The following is an 18,664-nucleotide window of genomic DNA, read 5'->3' on the forward strand; positions in this document are numbered from 1 at the left end:
AAGGCTCAGACTTTCAGGCTGCCGATGGCCGCTTCGAGGCCGTCTGCATGTTTGAAGACGTAGCTGCCGGCGACACAGACGTCGACGCCCGCGTCTTTGAGCGCGCCGATATTCGCGTCGTTGACCCCGCCGTCGACTTCGATGAGGCAGTCGGGGTTGATGCGGTCGCGCAGGTCGCGCAGGCGGCGGAGCTTCTCATAGACATCGATGAACTTCTGCCCGCCGAACCCGGGGTTCACGCTCATGACGAGGACCATGTCGATGTAGGGCAGCAGGTACTCGAGGCTTTCGGCCGGCGTATGCGGGTTGAGGACGATGGCGGGCTTGATGCCGAGGCTGCGGATGTACTGGGCCAGGCGGTGGGGGTGCTTCTCCTCTTCGATGTGGAAGGAGATGTACTCCGGATTCAGCGGCGCGAAGAGGTCGACGAAGAAGGTGTTGTTTTCGACCATCAGATGGATGTCGAGGGGTTTCGTGGCGGCTTCGGCGACGGCGGAGACGACGACGGGTCCGATGGTGAGGTTCGGCACGAAGTGGCCGTCCATGACGTCGACGTGCACGAGGTCGCAACCGGCGTCGCAGATCGCTTTGACGTCGCGCGCAAGGCTGCCGAAATCGGCGGAGAGAATACTGGGGGCTACAAGCATTGAGCTACCCTTTCTTTTTTTTGCCATTTTATCCAATTAGTGCGTGCTTTGCGCTAAAATGTAGGTACGCACCGTGCTACCGTGGTTATTTAAGGAACTCTTTTGATTTTAGAGGATATAATGCGCCACTAAATTTACGCAAGGAGCCTACAAATGGCAAGAAAATGTGCTATTAGCGGTAAGGGCCCAATGAGCGGGAACAACGTTTCTCACGCGAAAAATCGCACGAAAAGACGTTTCATGCCTAATCTTCGCACCGTCCGCGTCCAGATGGAAGACGGTACGACTAAGAAGATTAAGATCTCTGCTTCTGAGCTTCGTACTATGAAGAAAAAACAGGCGTAACTCCCTTACGCCGACAACTGAGCGCCGTTTGAATCTGATCCAAAAGATTCGCGCCTTTCTTCATTGGGAGACTCCTCCCAAACCCCAATACGATCTACTTCCCGATATTTACAGCCACCTCAAACCGTTTCGTCTGCCGCTGATTTTTACGGCAATCATCATGTTCCTCGGCACCATCGGCTACATGGTGATAGACGATTTTTCGCTGATAGACGCCATCTACCAGACGGGGATCACCTTTACGACGGTCGGCTTCGGGGAGATCGCCCCCATTTCCGATGCGGGGAGGCTCTTTACGATCACGCTGATCATTACCGGTTTCGCCGTCTTCTCGATGGCGGTCGGTATTCTCGTCAACGAGATCAACCGCGGGAACATCTATAAAACCATAAAGGAGCGGGACATGCTCTACAAGATTGCGCGCTTGAAAAAGCATTTTGTCATCTGCTACCACAACGATTACACCATCGAAGTGACGAAGGAGCTGCGCCGTTCGCACATCCCCTTCGTCGTGATCGATCCCCGCGAGGAGATCGAAGCGTGGGCGAAACAGCACAAGTACCCCTATTTCCTCCGCGAAGAGCCCCATACGGAGGTGGCGATGCTCAAGGCGCATCTGAGCTCGGCGAGCGGGATGATCACCCTGTCGCCGCTGATCGCGGACAACATCGCGATCATTGCGTCGGTGCGTCTGTTTGAGAAGGAGCACCACCTGCCGCGGCCCTACAACCTGATCAGCTCGGCCGAGACGATGAGCGACGTCGAAAAGCTGAAAAAGCTGGGGGCCGACACCGTCGTCTCGCCGACGAAGCTGACGGCGCAGCGCATCACCTCCATGGCGGCGCGCCCGGATATGGAGAACCTTCTCGAGGAGTTCCTCTACCGCAGCGACACCCCGCTGGACATGGAGGAGATCTTCGTGCCAAAATACAGCTGGATGGTCCTCAACCGCCTCAAGGAGACCCACCTCAGAGAGATCGCGAACGTCTCCGTCGTCGGGGTGACGCGCAAAGACGGCAAATTCGTTGCCATGCCCAAGGGGGACGACCTCGTCACCAGCGAGTCGAAACTGCTGGTCGTCGGGACCGAGAAGGGGATCAAAATGACCAAAGAGCTGGTACGCCAGCGTAAAAAACCGCAGGAGTTGCGTTATGTTTGAGATGAAAAAAGTCGGCGGCGGCGTCTGCGCGCCGGAGGGGTTCTTTGCAGGGTCGGCCAGTGCCGGCCTTCGCCCGAACGGGGCGGACGACGTCGCCTTTATCTATGCCGACACCCCCTGTGAAATGGCGGCGGTCTTTACGACGAACAAGATGACGGCGGCACCGATCCGCCACTACCGGGCCAAGGGGAGCTTCAAGAGCAACTTCGTGCTGATGAACGCCAAGAACGCCAACGCGATGACGGGCCCGGCGGGGATCGCCGACATCGACGAGGTCCTCGGGGAGCTGCAGGCGCATTACGGCAACCTGCACAACCCGGTGATGAGTTCGACGGGGGTCATCGGAGTGCGTCTGCCCAAAGCGAAGATCACGGCGGCGGCAAAGAGCTTCGACCTCGGCAGCCGGGACAGCCTGGCGGCCGCGAAAGCGATCATGACGACGGACACCTTTTACAAGATGGTGTCGACGGAGATCGTTTTGGAAGAGGGCAAACGTTTCCGCCTCGGGGCGATCGCCAAGGGTGCGGGAATGATCAACCCCGCGATGGCGACGATGCTCTGCTTCGTGACGACCGACGCGGATGCTGAAGCGGCCGAGCTGCAAGCCTGCCTCGAAGCGGTCATCCCGACGACATTTAACGCGGCCAGCGTCGACGGGGATACCTCCACGAACGATACGGTGATGCTCTTTTCCAACCGCAAAAGCGGCGCGTTTGATGCCGAAGCGTTCAAAACGGCCCTGCACGAGATGCTGCTGGAGCTGGCGCAGATGATGGTCAGCGACGGGGAGGGGGCGACGAAGATGGTCACTTTCCATGTGACGGGCGCGGCCAGCGACGACGAGGCGGAGACGGCGGCGAAGGCGCTTTCGAACTCCCTGCTGATGAAAACGGCCATTTACGGCGAAGATCCCAACTGGGGACGTGTCGCATCGACCATCGGCGCCAGCGGCGTTGCGTGCGACGAGGCGACACTGACGGTCAGTTTCGACGACGTCTGCGTTTATGACAAGGGGACGATCCTCTTTGATGCGGAGACGGAAAAGCTGGCGGCGGCGGTGATGAAGCGCGAACGCTTTACGATCAGCTGTGCACTGGGGATGGGCGAGGGGGCGTTTGACGCCTACGGCTGCGACCTCGGGCACGAATACGTCAAGATCAACGCCGACTACAGAACGTAGCGGCGTCTCCAAAGCCGAAATCGGCGGCCCTGCGGGCCGTCTAAAAGCGGTAGCCTGCCTTGAGAAGGGTCCGCCAGTTGTCCAGGCTGTATTTCTTCGTAGTACCGAAATCGTTTTCGGTGGTCCATGTGCGGCGGATATCCACCCCCGCCAGGAAACTCCCCATATAGTATTTCAGACCCGCACCGGCCTGCAGCGTAAAGAGCCAGTCATTCGCGTTGTCGGTGGATGTCGTCGGAAACAATCCGCCTGTGGTCGTGGTCACTGGGTACTCGGTGTACATCGCGCCGATGCCGGGCCCGACGCCGAGAACGAGGTTCCGGGTGAAATGGATGAAATAGTAGGGGTTCATTTCGATCGCGGTAATGGTCACATCATCTTTATCGTAACGGCTCAGGCTCAGCTGCTGCCGCAGCAGGTTGTCGCCGGGCAGGGTGAATACGGGACAGTCGAAAGAGAATTCGAGACCGTAGTTGTAGTCATCTTTGACGGAACCGTTGTCAAAGTCCATCGTCCCGCCGACGGCGGCGAGTTCAATGTTGGCTTTCCAGTCCGGATCGGTAAAGATGGGCAGCAAGACGAATTTGTCCGCGGCGGAGAGCGCCGATGCGGACAGAATCGCGGCGCCGGCAAGGACGCTGAGCAGTTGGGTCGTTTTCTTCATTTTTACTCCTCTCTTGAAGAAAGATGGTATGCACGATAGGCAAACTTTTTTCATTTATCATACAAACAATCACATTTTAGTGACATTTTTCTGAAAAATTAGAAAAAGTTATCTGAGTATCAGAGCAGAAGCGGGAGTGTCAGCGCGGGGGAAGATCGAGGTGGGGAAGGTGCCAGCCGCGGTAGTGGGCGACGAGGCGGAGCACGGTGGCAAAGAGGGCGACGGCAAGGACGGCGGTGTCGTTCAGCCACCCCAGGGCGTCGAGCACGATCAGCATGACGGCGACGATGACGGCGATGGTGCCGTAGAAGTCGCTGGTCAGGATGGCGGGAACGGTATTGACGAGCACGTCGCGGGTGACCCCGCCGCCGATGGCGGTGAGAAAGCTGACGATGATGACGCCGAAGAAGTTAAACTCCGCCGCGATGCCCAGCAGGGCGCCGGTGATGCTGAAGGCGACAAGGCCGACGGTATCGCTGATGATGAAGAGCCATTTGCGCTCAAGCGCGTCCCGGCGGTAGAGGCGCAGGGCCAGGGCGATCATGACGCTGGTGATGACGGTCACTGCCGGGTAGTAGTGGTTAAAAGCGAAGGGGGTGCGGTCGAGCATAAGGTCGCGGATCACCCCGCCGCCGAGCGCCGTCAGGGAGGCGACGATGATGAGCCCCAGCAGGTCGAGCCGGTGGCGTACCCCGGCGAGGAAGCCGCTCAGGGCGAAGGCGACGATGCCGATGATGTCGGCGAGGATAAAAAAGTCCATGGTTCCGGTATTTTAGGCGCCCGCCATGCGGAAATCCTCTTTGAAGGCGACGTAGCGCTCCGCCGAGGCGTAAAGCTCTTTGACCTCTTCATCAGAGAGCTCTCTGACGACTTTGGCCGGCGAGCCCATGATGAGCGAACGTGGCGGGAAGACCTTGTTCTTCGTCACCAGGGCCCCGGCACCGACGATGGACTCCTTGCCGATGACGGCGCCGTCGAGGATGGTCGCGCTCATCCCGATCAGGCAGGCGTCCTCGACCGTACAGCCGTGGAGCATGACGCGGTGGCCGATGGTGACGTCGCTGCCGATGATGGTCGGATGGCCGTCGCTCATGTCGGGTTTTTTGTAGTGGGTGACATGGATCATGGAGAGATCCTGGATATTTGTGCGGTCGCCGATGACGATGCGGTGCACGTCTCCGCGTACGACGCAGCCGAACCAGACGGCGCACTCCTCGCCCATGGTGACATTCCCGATGACGTCGGCGCTTTTTGCGATCCAGGTATTGTCACCGAGCTTGGGTTCCCACTGTTTAAAGGGGTAGGTCATTGTCGTTTCCTTGCTGTCGCGGCCTCAGCTCTCTTTGAAGAGACGGGAGGCCAGCTTGTTGATATAGGTCGTATCGCGTTTTTTGGATGATTTGTAGAGCTTGGTCGTATGCTGCTCGAGCAGGAGCTGGGAGTTGACCGCTGTCTCGCCGGTCTCGACCCGGTGGTAGCTGCCATCGCTCTGCAGTTCATGGGCAAGGACGTTGTCCGTGAGCTGGAGGGTAAGCAGCTGCAGGAGCTTCTCTTTGGACTCTTCATCCTCAATGCCCGTCATCAGCTCGATACGGCGCACGAGGTTGCGCGGCATCCAGTCGGCGCTGGAGATGTACATCTGCGGATGGCCGTGTTTGAAGTAGAAGACACGGGCGTGTTCGAGATATTTTCCGATCAGCGAGGTGACCCGGATGTTTTCGCTCACCCCTTCAATGCCCGGGACGAGGCAGCAGATCCCGCGGACGATCAGGTCGACTTTGACCCCGGCCTGCGACGCTTTATAGAGCGCGCGAATGACATCCTCGTCGACGAGGGAGTTGACCTTGACGATAATGCGCCCCTCCGTCCCCATACGGGTTTCGTTCTGGATCAGGGAGAGGACCTTCGGCTTGGTCTGGGTCGGCGACATGTAAAGCTTGTTGAGTTTCCCTTTTTTGCTGAAGCCCGTCAAAAAGTGGAAGAAGCGGGTCATGTCGTTGGTGATTGCCTCGTTGGAGGTCATGTAGCTGACATCGGTATAGATCTTCGCCGTACTGGGGTTGTAGTTCCCCGTGCCGAGGTGGGCGTACTGTTTGAGCTTGTCGCCGACCTTACGGGTGACGAGGGCGGCCTTGGCGTGGACTTTGAAGCCGGGGATGCCGTAGATGACGTGCGCCCCCGCGCTCTCCAGCGCTTTGGCCCAGATCAGGTTGTTCTCTTCGTCGAAACGCGCTTTGAGTTCGACCATGGTCGTGACCTGCTTGCCCGATTCGGCCGCCTGCATCAGGGCGTTGACGATGGGGGAGTTCGTCCCGCTGCGGTAGAGCGTCATCCGGATGGAGACGACATCGGGGTCCTTGGCCGCTGCCTGGATGAACTTGACGATGGGCTCGAAACTCTCGTAGGGGTGGTAGAGCAGGATATCCTGTTTGTCGAGGACGGAGTAGATGCTGTCCTCGGAATCCAGCGGGGGGAGGTTGCGCGGTTTGTACGGCGCCGCGACGAGGTGCGCAAAATCCTTGTTGCCGACGATCTGCCAGAGGCTGGCGAGGTTGAGCACGATCTTGAAGCGGTAGAGGTCGTCTTTGTAGACGTTGGTATGGCGGTTGAAAAAGTCGATCAGTTCGTCGTCGGCGTCGATCCCGATCTCGAGACGGACCAGCTCCCCTTTTTTGCGAAGTTTCAGCCCCTCTTCGAGCATCTCCATGAAGTCGTCCGCTTCCTCCTCCTCGATGGTGATGTCGGCGTTGCGCGTGACGCGGAAGGGGGTGTACTGCAGCAGGGTGTAGCCCGGGAAAAGCTCGTCGATGTGCTGGGCGACGATGCTGCCGATGGGGACGTAGATCCCGGTGCCGATCTGCACGAAACGGGGCAGGACCCGGGGGATGCGCACGAGCCCGTAGCGCTGGACGCTGGGATCGTCATTGTCCTGGAGCTTGACGATCAGGCCGAAACTGAGGTTGTTCAGGTGCGGGAAGGGGTGGGTTCCGTCGACGGCGATCGGGACGATGACCGGGTAGATGTGTTCGTGGAAGTAGCGGTTGACCTCCCCCTTCTCCTGGTTGGTCAGCTCCTGGTAGCGTTTGAGAAAGATCCCCTCGTCTTTAAGACCGGCCATGATCTCGATGAAGGTGTGCTCGACGACCTGCAGCTCCTGGTGGAGGTACTTGCGGATCTCGCGCAGCTGCTGCAGGGGGGTGAGGCGGTCGGGGCCGGAGAGGATGATCCCGGAGGTAAAGAGTTTCTTGAGACCCGCGACACGGATCATATAGAATTCGTCGAGGTTGGTGCCGTAGATGGCAAGGAACTTCAGGCGTTCAAGCAGCGGCTGCTTCTTGTCCTGCGCCTGCTGCAGCACGCGCGTATTGAACTGCAGCCAGGAGAGTTCACGGTTGAAATAGAATTTTGGGTCTTTGAGGTTGGTCATTGGCGGGCTCGGGAAAAATATTGGAATGGGTTATATTATAGCGAAGAATTGTTATCGAACCGGTTACGGTTCGCGCCCTGGCGGGAGGGGGCGGGTGATGAGGTAGGCGCCGAGCAGGATCGGCAGGGTGCCGAGCAGCTGTCTCGCGGTCGGGACTTCTCCCAGGGCGGGATAGGCAAAGATCAGGGTAAAGAGCGGCATAAAGGCGATCATGGCGCTGAGCTTGGTGATGCCGATGCGGTGCAGCGCCTCGATCCAGAGGATCTTGGCCAGAACGTAGACCAGTACGGCAACGGCGGCGATGGCGGGGAGGACCTCCAGGAGCGCTGCGGCGGTGGGGAGGCCTTCGAAGAGCAGGGCGGCGCCGAAGAGCACGGGCAGGGCCGCCAGGTTGCGGAAGGTGAGGATGGTCAGGGCGCTGACCCTTTGGCGCGCCCGCTTCTGGTAGAGGTTCGCCAGGGGGGCGGTCGCGGCCGCAATCAGGATCAGCAGGTCGCCGGGGTTGAAGGTGAAGGTCGCGGGAAAGAGGATGATCACGGCCCCCGCCCCCATTAAAAAGGCGGCGAAGGTGTGCAGCGCATCGAGCTTCTCTCTGCCCGGCAGGTTAAAGTAGAGGTAGGAGAAAAAGAGCTGCAGCGTCAGGATGACGGCCATGTTCCCAGCCGTCGTATAGCGCAGCCCGATGAAAACGAGGGTGAAGAGCAGGGTAATATAAAAGGAGGTCCACAGCAGGTCGGGCAGGGCCTCTTTGTCGGCAAGACCTCCGAACCCTTCCCGGACATAGAGCAGGAGCAGCAGCACGGCGGTGGCGATAATGAGAACGAAGCCGTAGGTATTCAGCGGGCCGATGGCCTTGACGGCGACGAGAGCGAGAATGGGGAACCAGCTTTCCAGCAGCGACAAGATGACGGCATAGAGCTCCCCCTGGCGCTGCGGGGTCACGGCCGATGCCGATGCAGGGCGTCGCGGTGGGTCTGTACGAAGTGCGTGAACGAATCGATGATGTTGAAATGCTGCATGTTCTCATACCCCTGCTTCGCGTAATTTTGCCGTAGTGTAGCATTTTCAAGCAGGGCTTCCAAGGCCGCGATCCAGGCGTCGGTATCGTTGCCTTTGACGACCATGCCGCCGGCGTTGCCGCCCGGGTTGACGATGCCCTGCGGCCCGCCAACGTCCGAGACGAGGCAGCAGACCCGGCTGGCCTGTGCCTCCATGACGACCTGTCCCAGCGTATCGGTGACGGAGGGGAAGACGAAAAGGTCGCAGGAGGCGTAGAGACGGGAGAGGTCATCGCCGATCACAGGACCGGCGAAGATAACGTCCTCCAGGGCCAGGTTGGCGCGTTTGCGGCGGAGGGCTCCTTCACCGACGAGCAGCAGTTCGGCCTCGCAACCGGGGTTGCTGGCCTTGTAGCGCTGCCAGACGTCGAGCAGAAAGGGGACGTTCTTTTCTTTGGAGATACGGCCGACGTAGAGCACCTTCGGACCCTCTCCCGTCGCCCCGTACTTGGCAAAGACGCTGTCGCTTCTGTGCGACGGGTGGAAGCGCTTGCGGTTCGTTCCCGGCGAGAGCAGTTCGCTGCGCGCACGTTCGATCCCGATCTCGCGTTCCATAATCTCAAGGTATTCGGTCGAACGGGTTAAGACCCTGCGGAAAGGGCGGTAAAAGCGGGCCATTGTCCTGTCGGCGATCCGTTTGGCCCACTCCAGCCCCGTGTTGTCGCGGATATAGGCGGGGAAATCCGTATGGTAGGTCCCGAGCACGGGGAGGTTCTGTTTGGCGGCTAGCTTCTTGGCGATGACGCCGACGGGGCCGGGGGTGGAGATATGCACGATATCGGGTCGCAGCTCCCGCAGTATCCGCTCCAGGGCGCTGGCCGAGGGGTAGGCGAGGTCGAGTTCGCGGTAAAAAGGCATCGGCACCCTCCAGCGGGGCGGCAGGTTGTGGACATTGGGAAGGTCGGGGCAGTATTTGGCCGTCGAGGCGACGATGTGAAGGTCTACATCATGTAAGAGGGCCTGTTCTCCCATATCCTGAATGAAACGGGAGACGCCGTTGAGATCACCGATGGTGTCGGTAAAAATGCAGATGCGCATGGTGTTCGCTCCAAACGAAAAGTTGGCAATCGTATCGTGCAGGCGTTTCAGCGCGGTTACAGTCGAAGGCAGCGTTACAATTAGTAATAAAATAAAAATCATTTCACAAGAATATTAATAAAAAGTGTAAATAAATTATAAAAAGTTAATTTAAGTTTAAAGAATGGCCATCAAGTGAATCAAATTGTTAACATTCCGTTAAATTAAATTGAATTTAATAAAAAAGAAAATAATATTTTGCAGAGGACGGTTCGATGGTCTTCAAAATTTCTTAGGAGTGTATATATGAAAAAGATGATGATGGGTGTCGCAGCAGCGGCAGGTATCACTTCAGTTGCATCTGCAGCGGAACTGGCAGCTACTGATGCTCAGTTTATGTTTGGTGCAAGCAATGTAGATGCAGTTGCAATGACAGGTGCTGAAATGGTCGGAACACAAGGTCAACTGCTCGGTCTGACTATCCTTGATCCGGTTCTGAACATCGTTGGCAGCCTCCCGCTCGTTGGCCCGATCGTAACTGGTCTGCTCGATACTGTTGATGGTCTTCTCGGCGGTCTGCTCGGTGGTCTCCCGCTCGTTGGTAGCCTGCTGGGTGGCGGCCTCCTCGGCTAACACACCCCTCTTACCCTTACCCTCCCTTCCGGGAGGGGTTCTTCTCCCCTTTATTCCTTTTTTTTGAGACACCTCTACATCCAATCAGACAAAGCCGTTATCACAAATCATTTTGAAATGATTTAAAGAAAAAAGTTTTTGTTTTTCAATGTTTTAAAAGTGATTTTGATACAAAAAGCATATTTATTGATATTTTGTTAGTTTTTTAACAAAACTTTAATGTGATAAGGTATAAAGTTTAGACAAGAACGTTAATTTAAACGCTTCAGGTATCACATCTAAAGGAGAACAAGATGAAAAAAGTGTTGGCAAGTGTTGCTATTGCAGGAATGATTACGGGCGTGAGCGCTGCAGATTTCGGTACGACAGATGCACAGTTTATGTTCGGTCAGGAAAGTGTCAATGTTGTAACAATGAGTGGTGCAGAAATGGCACAGACAGAAGGTCAACTGCTTGAAGTACTTGGTGCGCTCGGCGCGATCCCGATTGCCGGTCCGATCCTCACAGACCTGATCGCAAGCCTCAACCTCGGCGGGCTGCTTGGTCTCGTTCCTGCGGCACTGGATGCGGCCCTCCCGATTTCGGCTGACCTGAGCCTCAACGTCGGTGGACTGCTGAGCATTGATACCGGTAGAGACCCGCTTACAATTGACTCCGGACTCCCGGCACTGGTCGGTGCAGTCGTCTCTTCACTGTAAGTTCCATACGTGTGCAGGTATTTCCCTGCGCACACCCCTTTTCTGCTTTTACTTTTTAAGTTGAATCCCCCTAAAATCATGATGAAATTACACAAAGGTTATTTATGTTCAACAAAAAAGCATTATTTGGCTTTTTAAGTGCGGCGACACTGTGCTCATCGCTGCTGTATGCGGACGGGCAGACCCCGTTGAAAGTAGAAGAGCTCCTTTCAAAGAAAAATGCGTTCAATGCCGACATCTCGCTCGCGTATTCCAATATCGATCAAAAGACGGCCATGAGTACGGTGGTGCCGGTATCGACGCTGCTCTCATTCATTTATATTCCGGCCTACGCGGGTGAACAGGTGCTCGACCAGGATGTCGTCGTGGCATCGCTGAACCTTAAATACGGTGTGACCGATTGGCTCGAACTGGTGATGTATGCCAACGGGCATAATACCTCCAGCCGCGTGCAGCTCGGCGCCGCCATTGCGAACCAGGCGGATACGGATTTTGACCACGCCGGTATCGGGGCGACATTTAGGGTCAAGGATGAAGGGGTTTATCCTTCGCTGCTGGTGGGCGTGTCGACCAACGTCATCGGCCGCCTGACCTTTACCGACCGCGATGTGGATGGCAACGTCATCGGGACGTCGAAGCAGGACAAGACCTTTGAATCGTTCAACGCTTACGCGCTCTCCTACTATACGGTCGATCCGGTGGTCTTCGTCTTCAAAGCGCAATACCAGTGGAGCCTGGAAGAGGACTACAAGGGTGACACGAACGACCGTCCGGACATTCTGGCGATCTCGCCGCAGGTCTATTTCGCGGTCAACCCCTACACCAACCTCAGCTGGGGGATCACCTACCGCTACCAGACGGAGCAGCGCTATAACGGCAAAGTGGAAACGATCGCGGAGTCGTCCATCGGGTACAACATCGGTGTGAGCTACGAGATCTCGAGGGGGAACATCATCTCCCTGGACGCCAGCAACAACGAAACGGCCACTTATAGCCAGAATACGATCAATCTCATCTTCTCAAAGCGGTTCTGATGAAACGGGCACTTCAGGCACTCTTACCGGCACTCGTGCTGTTCACGGCGGCGACATCGGCCGAGGCCGCGCTTAACCCTGCCGGAAAAGAGGAAGTAAAAACCGCCATGCCGATCATCGAGCGGGAGTATACGGTACGGGTTCCGATGAAGAGCTGGAGCGAGCTGAAAGAGAAGGGGGTGGTGCGCCAGCGCTACGACTTCTCATGCGGGGCGGCGTCGATGGCGACGATCATGAACTTCTTCTACGATCAGAACGTCACCGAAAACGGGATCGTACGATCGGTGCTGAACATGAAAGGGGTCGGAAGCGACGCCCATAAGCTGGAAAAGAGCGACTTCGCCCTCTCTTTCGCGGACCTCGCCGATTACGGACAGACCATCGGCTTCCGGGGCGTCGGTGTCGCGATGGATATCGACGCGCTGCGTAAACTGCGCATTCCGGTCATCGTCTATGTCAAGATCCGGCGCTTCGAACACTTTACCGTCTTCAAAGGGATCCAGGGCGACTTCGTCTACCTGGCCGACCCGTCGTTCGGCAACATGAAGGTGAAAATGGCGAAGTTTCTCGAGATGTTTTACCAGCGCGAGGACCTGAAGCACCCCGGCAGGGTGCTGGCCTTCATTCCGGTGGACAAAGAGAAGGTCCAGCCCGACAGGAGCTTTATGACGGTTCCCGAATCCACCGACTACCTCTACCAGTACATCGAGAACAGGATCGACCACTAGCGGCCTGCGGCATACGCGGGAGCGTATGCACGGTTAAAAGAGGAAGTTGAATCCGCCGTAGTAGCGGACGGAGGAGTCGTCCGTCGAGAGCTTGTTGTACACGGGGTAGTAATACTCGACGTCCTGCCAGGTACGCCACTGAAAATCGACGCCCCCCATCACCTCCAGCTGCGGGGCGATGCGAAAGATCAGCCCCATGCCGACTTTGAGACTGACCTCGCCGATGCTGTCGTCGTGGGGGTAGTAGTAGCTGTCAAGCTGCATCGAACCGCTGCCGATTCCCGCCTGGATAAAGGGGTAGAGGTTGGTATAGGTATCAAAGGTTTTGATGACATCCAGCCCGAGCTCGTAGAGTTCGTCATTGGTATCGTCAAAGAGCGGCTCGTCGAAATACTCCCCCAACAGATACCCCTGCAGGCGCCAGCCGTTGTAGAGCACGGCCCCGAACTTCAGCGCGAACCCCTTGCTCCCTATCGACGGTCTTTCATGATAGCCGCCGGCTTCAAAATCGAATTTGTTTTCGCTGCCGAATAGGTTCATACCGAAATAGAGATCGGCCCGCTGCGCCCAGGCGTTGGCGGAGAGGGCACCCAGCAGCAGCGGGGTCAACAGGAGAGACTTACGCATCATAATTCCTTTGTGAATGGTTTAATCGCATCTATTATTATTCATAGTTTACAGTAAACAAGCCATGGAAGGAAAGAAACGGTGGCGCCGCTGCTACGGTTTTGCTACGCAACAGCGTTACAATCTCTTCAAAAAAAGGAGGCGCAATGCAAGCCATCAAATTCCCTTTTCTCGAACACACCGGCGCGACACTGAAGCGTGCCGAAGCGGGCGAGGCGGAGGTGGAGCTACACGTCCAGCCGCACCACCTGCAGCACCTGGGCTTTGTGCACGGCGGGGTCATCTCGACATTGATGGACAACACCGGCTGGTACGCCGCCGTCTCCAACCTGGACGAAGGGTTTACGGCCGTCACGATGGAGATAAAGATCAACTATCTTAAACCCGCCTCGGGCAAGCACCTGCTGGCCTCGGCCGCCGTGAAAAGACAGGGGCGCAAAACGGCCTTCGTCACCATTGAGCTGCACGACGAAGGGAAGCTCGTCGCCTTCGCCACGGGCACCTACGCCATCATGGAAGAGCCGCAGCAGCCCTGAAACATTACATAATGAGGTCCGAGTTGTAGTGGCACGTGAAGCACTCGGGGCGTTCGTCCAGTACTTCCGCCAGGATCTCGGCAAAATCGGGGAGCACGATATTTGTCTGTCCCGCTTCCTGCGCTTCGACAATCTTGATCAGCTCTTCGGGCCAGTAGACGTAGGTGGTCGTGCGCGCCGCGTTTTTGTAAATGTGGATTTTGTCGTCGATGATGTCGTATTCCATGTGTCGCTTCAGTCCGGGGTGTTCTGCATCGCCTCGATCACGGCGTTTCTGTAGGTTTCGGCCTCCGCCATCGTCGTGTAATACCGCGTCCACACTATCCCCGCGATGATCTTGAAATAGTAGAGCTTCTCATCCATCTTGTTGCTGTTCGCGACGTAGTTCTCGTTTTCATAGATCCCGGTGACCCCCGAGATGTTTTTGACGGCGATGACGTTGCCGTAGCTGTCCTCAAGCAGTTGCATACTCGCTCCTTTGTGTTGGCATTGGAACAATTATATATGCAAGCCCCTCTCTTGCGGACGAATTTGTTGCACACTATTTGGCATCATGCAGAAGATAGGGATATTGGTTTTGACAGAGAATATTTTTGGTCTTGAACGGTTAAAAAGGGAAATGTTACTTGGGTGGTCTGGGCGGCAGGGTGTGAAAAAACAGACCCTGCATGACGGACCGAATGCCTAGGATTGGTCCGCCTGTTTTACTATCTACTGCACATTGGCGAGCAGTAGTCGCATCCATCTACGGCCGGGTAGAATACTTTCGCTGCTTCAAGCGCGTTCAGACAGTGTGAAAAGCCGCCAAGGAAAATTCTCTCACTCGGTAACTGAGTGCAACCCTCTTTATGAACTGCATGTTCACCTGAATTCCCTGCTTCTTTGCTTACATAGTATTTAGCTGCCATATCTTGGTCCTTATGCTGTCAGCATAAGTGGTGAGACGTGACATATTAGTCTGTTTATTAGGGTAATCTTAGATTTTCAGCCCTAATTTTAAGGGCACAGACTAAAATATGTTTTGCGTTATAGTCTAAAACCACTTATCCTGGTTTTTGATTCTGACCGGAGTGCCATTCGCAGTGGCACTCTAATCACACCTACAATGCTACTTCATTCCGAAACGGAAGCGTTGCCGTTCCAAAAATCATACCGGCTTTCAAAATTCAGTGCACATAGTATTTCTACTCACCATGTAGTCAAGTACATTCATATCAATGACCCAAAATACGGCGTGCATAAATTATTCAAGAACGTTATATTTCCCGCGCTTTGTTTTCATTCTGTGACCTAACTTTTTGGACATTCGGAGCAAGCTTTACAGATCTTTAATAATGGAGAATATTTATTATTTACAAGAGTCTGAGAGTCCCATCTTTGTGTGTTCATATCAAGAATGTTGGGCAAGGCTCGAGATTCAGGGGTTTGAACCACTTCTCATTATTGAGAAGATCTGAATAATTTGTTGCCTGCATCCTTAAAGATGATGCACTTTCCAGTAAAGAGTAGTTTTGGAAATAAACGATAATGATCTGTTTTGCTGAAAATGTAAATTTTTTGAAAAATTTCTAGTTTGGAAGCTTTGTGGGGAGTTTTTGTTTGGATGGTGCGAGCGGTGAGATCCAAAATTAAATTTAAAGCCCAAAAAAATCGTATTTTATGGTTTTTTTCTAACTGCACACGGTCAAATAGAGCTATCTATCTATATAGATAATCGTTTTATTTGAAGTGGATTAGAAATAAGAAAATTAAACTCATAATATTGTCTACATAGAGAATGTTGAAAGTTGGTAACCATAATCAATCATTTCATCTGGGTGAACAACAGGGAAATACGTTTCCAAAAAATTATTTAATTCATATGAGGCATTATCGCCAATTATACCAGTGTGCCCTATTATAAATCTTTGTGACAATGGATGGTAAAAACCTTGATAAAGATAGATACTGCCGTACTTTATATGTGGATGTGTTTGAAGGTATTTTGTAATTTCTTTTTTTAGATAGCGGTTGTCTAAATCCATACTATTAGCTGCCACTCTATGAGTCATATTGGTGGTTTCTATCCAAAGAGAAGTGCTATTGCTTGCATAAGGTTTTTCGTTTTTTTCATTTATTTTAAAAAGTATTTTTTTTAACACGTCTTCATTTGTTGATGTTTTTCTTTCAAATACTACGCTTGTGCATTCTATGTATACTTTATTTCCATTATGAGTAATTTCAAAATCAGGACTTTCTTGTTTATTGAATGAAATATTTTTTTGGATGAAATGAGCTATAGTATTTATTTCCATTCTCAATCCATAAAAATTGTTATCATATACTGATTTCTTCAAGGCTCTATTGTATTTTTTAAATAATACCTTGTCAAACTTTTTTATAGACTGCATATTAAGTGTTAACATATATAGCCGTCCATAATGTACATATGCATTTTCAATTGCTCCGAAAAAGAGATTCTTAGCAAACGAATCAAAAATTGTATTTATTATAGATTCCTCTCCACCATTAAATATATCTTTTCCAAATGTAGAAACCATCATTGATTTAAGGTGTAAAGCTGAACTCATTTTTGGATTTAGTAAGTCTTTATACATTGGTTGCTTTCCTAAATAACTCAGATTAATTATACCCGGCAAACAAATGAATATAGTAATCATATGCCGTATGCTTCTGTCGTTGGAAAACGAAGGTGGTTCGAGTTGTTTAGAAAAATTGGTGTTCTGCATAGATGGCTTTGCAATATGCGGTGTACATTTGTAACTAATATGTTAAAACGCAGTGAACTTTCACCTATAGTATTACGAAAATACTTGGTCATTCAATGCCCGCAATGTTCTATAACAGATATGCGAAATACATCAAAACTGAGCGGACAAAAATTGACAGGGATATGAGCTTCATTTGAAAAGGATTATAAGGCAATGAATCTGTGTTTTAGGAAGTTCGTAAAAAAGGGAGTTCGGATGGTGCGACCGGCGAGATTTGAACTCGCACACCAAGTTGGCACTACCCCCTCAAGATAGCGTGTCTACCAATTCCACCACGGTCGCGTTTAACAGTAAGTTTTAAAAGACCAGAATTATACTGGCGAAAATGTTATAAACAGCTTAAAATTTTTCAAGCTGTCAAAAAAAACGAAGGCCGAAGCCTTCGCAGGTTTTTCGGCTGATTAGCCGAGGTACGGGTTAGCGTACAGAGCGATCAGGGCAATAACGAGTGTATAGATGACCTGAGCTTCGATCATCGCGAGGGCGATGAACATTGTCGTCATGAGCTTACCACCCAGACCCGGGTTGCGAGCAGTACCTGCGATAGTCGCAGCAGCAGTGTGACCCATACCGATAGCGCCACCAAGAGCAGCGAGACCGAGGCCAACGCCTGCAGCGATCATAGAGTAAGCTTTGAGTGTCTGGTTTGCAACGTCAGCATCAGCTGCGAAAGCAGCGCCAGCGAAAGCAACCATCAGAAAAAGAATCTTTTTCATGGAGTTCTCCAATAAATTTTTTTGTGTCAAAGTCCGTTCGGCTTGCGTATCCCTACTTGTCACTTTGCGGGCGAATTATAGATATTGCACGCTTAAGAGGCGCTTTGTTGCCTATATATTGAGAGGGATGGTGTGGCCGAAGGGGACTTCCTTCTGCGTTTCCGGGGTGACCCAGACGGTGTCGATGAGGGGTTCGCGGTCCGGGAAACGGCCGTCGCAGTCGGTAAAGTAGAGCAGCAGCGGGGCCATCGGGGCGTAGCGCTCCGTCCATTCGAAAACGGGGCGGAAGTCCGTGCCGCCCCCGCCCTTGAGCTCGAAGCGCAGCGGCTCGCCGGGATAGAACTGGCGGTGCGACTGCACCTTGGCGTCGCTCACAAGCAGTTCGATGCGGTAGTCGGCGAAGGTCTCCAGGAGCGACTCGACCTCGGCGATGAAGCGCCCCAGCAGCTCCTCGTCGACGGAGCCGGAGCTGTCGATGGCAATAACGATATCGAGGGTCTCCGAGGTGGACGAGGGCAGGTAGATGTGGTTGTAGAGCAGCTTCTTGGAGGGCGGGAGCATGCGGTAGTCGCTTTTGAGGTGGCGGGAGAGGGCGTGAAAGAGCTCGCTGCGCCAGTCCACGACGTTTTTGGGCGCAGGGATGAAAAAACGCTCCAGCCCCAGCGGGGTGTCGCCCTGCTGCTCCAGCATCTCGCGGACGGCCTTTTCGAAATGTTCGAAGAGCGATTCGTCCACGCTGTTCTCCACCTCCATCTGCGGCCGCAGTTTGTCCGGGTCGTGGTCCCCCTCGGCGTTTTTCAGTTCGTCACGCTTGCGCTGGTTGTTCTCGTTGAAGCCGGTATCGTTGCGCTCGTCGTCGCTGTACTCTTCGTTCTTGATCTCGTCTTTGAGCTGGGCGTAAATCGCCTCGGCGTACATCCCCTCGAAGCGGGGGTCGTAATTGACCTGCGGGGGCAGGGCAAAGTTGTTCTGTACGAGCATGGCGTTGATGGCGTGGTCGGTGGCCAGCTGCCACAGCCAGCTCATCCGCCCGTTCTGGCGCCGTTCGTGCACAAGCGCCGCGTGCATCGCCCCGTTGGCGAGCATGAATTCGCACTCCCCGTCGTCGAGGCCCTCGACGTAGTCGGGGTTGTACTCCAGTCTCAGGCCGTTGCTGAGAAAGCCGGGGATGTCGTCGCTGGTGTCCAGCTCCAGGCGGCTGGCGAGGGTGCCGAAGTAGGGGGAGTTCAGCAGGAGGCGGGCTTTGGCTTTGCCCAGTTTGTCCAGGGCGACTTTTTCAGACATCGGCTGGGTCCTGGAGGTTTGTTCCCCTTCTTTTTTGCCTATCCAAAAAAGAAGCCGAACCGGGAAGAAAAAAGGATAATTCGGCTGCCGCGCATGAAGGATGCTGATCGAATGTCCGACTTCTTCTATTACGTGCGCGT

At 54.1% G+C, this 18,664-nt stretch carries 21 protein-coding genes and 1 tRNA gene; 8 read left to right on the forward strand and 14 right to left on the reverse strand.

Annotated elements, in window-relative coordinates; all coding sequences use genetic code 11:
* Positions 1-5 precede the first annotated feature (5 nt).
* Complete coding sequence (gene rpe / locus WCY31_RS02225; protein ID WP_345972960.1) at positions 6-647, reverse strand: ribulose-phosphate 3-epimerase; 642 nt, start codon at positions 645-647, stop codon at positions 6-8.
* Positions 648-800: 153 nt separating this feature from the next.
* Between rpe and rpmB the strand changes: the two genes are divergently transcribed.
* From rpmB to argJ, 3 genes are read left to right on the forward strand one after another with little or no spacing between them, the layout of a single operon-like run.
* Positions 801-992, forward strand: coding sequence for a 50S ribosomal protein L28 (gene rpmB, locus WCY31_RS02230; protein ID WP_231020187.1), 192 nt, complete (start codon positions 801-803; stop codon positions 990-992).
* Between the two features lie 28 nt (positions 993-1,020).
* On the forward strand, positions 1,021-2,151 hold the full coding sequence (locus WCY31_RS02235; RefSeq protein WP_231020188.1) for a potassium channel family protein: 1,131 nt from the start codon (positions 1,021-1,023) through the stop codon (positions 2,149-2,151).
* The gene (argJ, locus tag WCY31_RS02240; protein WP_345972961.1) at positions 2,144-3,331 is read left to right on the forward strand and encodes a bifunctional glutamate N-acetyltransferase/amino-acid acetyltransferase ArgJ; all 1,188 of its coding nucleotides are present in this window, start codon (positions 2,144-2,146) and stop codon (positions 3,329-3,331) included. The genes WCY31_RS02235 and argJ overlap by 8 nt, the downstream gene beginning before the upstream one ends.
* 40 nt (positions 3,332-3,371) lie before the next feature.
* On the opposite strand, the gene WCY31_RS02245 is transcribed toward argJ, so the two are convergent.
* From WCY31_RS02245 to WCY31_RS02270, 6 genes are all read right to left on the reverse strand, one after another.
* Positions 3,372-3,995 (reverse strand): hypothetical protein, encoded by a 624-nt coding sequence (locus WCY31_RS02245; protein ID WP_345972962.1) that lies wholly within the window; start codon positions 3,993-3,995, stop codon positions 3,372-3,374.
* A gap of 139 nt (positions 3,996-4,134) precedes the next feature.
* Entirely contained in the window at positions 4,135-4,755 is a 621-nt protein-coding gene (locus WCY31_RS02250) for a trimeric intracellular cation channel family protein (protein WP_345972963.1), read from the reverse strand.
* 12 nt (positions 4,756-4,767) lie between these two features.
* The gene (locus WCY31_RS02255) at positions 4,768-5,304 is read right to left on the reverse strand and encodes a gamma carbonic anhydrase family protein (protein ID WP_345970648.1); all 537 of its coding nucleotides are present in this window, start codon (positions 5,302-5,304) and stop codon (positions 4,768-4,770) included.
* 24 nt (positions 5,305-5,328) lie between these two features.
* Positions 5,329-7,422, reverse strand: coding sequence for an RNA degradosome polyphosphate kinase (locus WCY31_RS02260; protein ID WP_345972964.1), 2,094 nt, complete (start codon positions 7,420-7,422; stop codon positions 5,329-5,331).
* A gap of 63 nt (positions 7,423-7,485) precedes the next feature.
* On the reverse strand, positions 7,486-8,364 hold the full coding sequence (locus WCY31_RS02265; RefSeq protein ID WP_345972965.1) for a DMT family transporter: 879 nt from the start codon (positions 8,362-8,364) through the stop codon (positions 7,486-7,488).
* Positions 8,361-9,518 carry a glycosyltransferase family 1 protein gene (locus tag WCY31_RS02270; RefSeq protein ID WP_345972966.1) on the reverse strand — a complete coding sequence of 386 codons (1,158 nt, stop codon included), beginning with the start codon at positions 9,516-9,518 and terminating at the stop codon, positions 8,361-8,363. Before WCY31_RS02270 ends, WCY31_RS02265 begins: the two co-directional genes overlap by 4 nt.
* A 285-nt stretch (positions 9,519-9,803) precedes the next feature.
* Between WCY31_RS02270 and WCY31_RS02275 the strand changes: the two genes are divergently transcribed.
* The 4 genes from WCY31_RS02275 to WCY31_RS02290 all read left to right on the forward strand — a co-directional run bounded on the left by WCY31_RS02275 (position 9,804) and on the right by WCY31_RS02290 (position 12,590).
* On the forward strand, positions 9,804-10,130 hold the full coding sequence (locus WCY31_RS02275) for a hypothetical protein (protein ID WP_231020196.1): 327 nt from the start codon (positions 9,804-9,806) through the stop codon (positions 10,128-10,130).
* A 428-nt stretch (positions 10,131-10,558) separates the two neighbouring features.
* Entirely contained in the window at positions 10,559-10,828 is a 270-nt protein-coding gene (locus WCY31_RS02280; RefSeq protein WP_345972967.1) for a hypothetical protein, read from the forward strand.
* A 104-nt stretch (positions 10,829-10,932) separates the two neighbouring features.
* A complete protein-coding gene (locus tag WCY31_RS02285) occupies positions 10,933-11,862 on the forward strand; it encodes a hypothetical protein (RefSeq protein WP_345972968.1) in 930 nt (309 codons plus the stop codon).
* Positions 11,862-12,590 carry a C39 family peptidase gene (locus WCY31_RS02290; RefSeq protein WP_345972969.1) on the forward strand — a complete coding sequence of 243 codons (729 nt, stop codon included), beginning with the start codon at positions 11,862-11,864 and terminating at the stop codon, positions 12,588-12,590. The genes WCY31_RS02285 and WCY31_RS02290 overlap by 1 nt, the downstream gene beginning before the upstream one ends.
* Positions 12,591-12,623: 33 nt before the next feature.
* On the opposite strand, the gene WCY31_RS02295 is transcribed toward WCY31_RS02290, so the two are convergent.
* Positions 12,624-13,220 (reverse strand): outer membrane beta-barrel protein, encoded by a 597-nt coding sequence (locus WCY31_RS02295; protein ID WP_345972970.1) that lies wholly within the window; start codon positions 13,218-13,220, stop codon positions 12,624-12,626.
* A gap of 143 nt (positions 13,221-13,363) precedes the next feature.
* Between WCY31_RS02295 and WCY31_RS02300 the strand changes: the two genes are divergently transcribed.
* Positions 13,364-13,753, forward strand: coding sequence for a PaaI family thioesterase (locus WCY31_RS02300; protein WP_231020201.1), 390 nt, complete (start codon positions 13,364-13,366; stop codon positions 13,751-13,753).
* A gap of 4 nt (positions 13,754-13,757) precedes the next feature.
* Here the strand turns inward: WCY31_RS02300 and WCY31_RS02305 are convergent, their stop codons facing one another.
* From WCY31_RS02305 to WCY31_RS02330, 6 genes are all read right to left on the reverse strand, one after another.
* Positions 13,758-13,979, reverse strand: coding sequence for a hypothetical protein (locus WCY31_RS02305; protein ID WP_345972971.1), 222 nt, complete (start codon positions 13,977-13,979; stop codon positions 13,758-13,760).
* Positions 13,980-13,987: 8 nt separating this feature from the next.
* On the reverse strand, positions 13,988-14,221 hold the full coding sequence (locus WCY31_RS02310) for a hypothetical protein (protein WP_231020203.1): 234 nt from the start codon (positions 14,219-14,221) through the stop codon (positions 13,988-13,990).
* 1,298 nt (positions 14,222-15,519) lie between these two features.
* Positions 15,520-16,350: a hypothetical protein gene (locus WCY31_RS02315; protein WP_345972972.1), complete on the reverse strand. Its 831-nt coding sequence runs from the start codon at positions 16,348-16,350 to the stop codon at positions 15,520-15,522.
* 370 nt (positions 16,351-16,720) lie between these two features.
* A tRNA-Leu gene (locus WCY31_RS02320) sits at positions 16,721-16,806 on the reverse strand.
* A gap of 119 nt (positions 16,807-16,925) precedes the next feature.
* Positions 16,926-17,240, reverse strand: a complete 315-nt coding sequence (locus WCY31_RS02325; RefSeq protein ID WP_231020210.1) for a F0F1 ATP synthase subunit C — start codon at positions 17,238-17,240, stop codon at positions 16,926-16,928.
* A gap of 111 nt (positions 17,241-17,351) precedes the next feature.
* Entirely contained in the window at positions 17,352-18,524 is a 1,173-nt protein-coding gene (locus tag WCY31_RS02330) for a vWA domain-containing protein (protein WP_345972973.1), read from the reverse strand.
* Positions 18,525-18,664 lie beyond the last annotated feature (140 nt).

The sequence above is a fragment of the Sulfurimonas sp. HSL3-1 genome, from assembly GCF_039645995.1.
In the GTDB taxonomy this organism is placed as follows: domain Bacteria; phylum Campylobacterota; class Campylobacteria; order Campylobacterales; family Sulfurimonadaceae; genus Thiomicrolovo; species Thiomicrolovo diazotrophicus.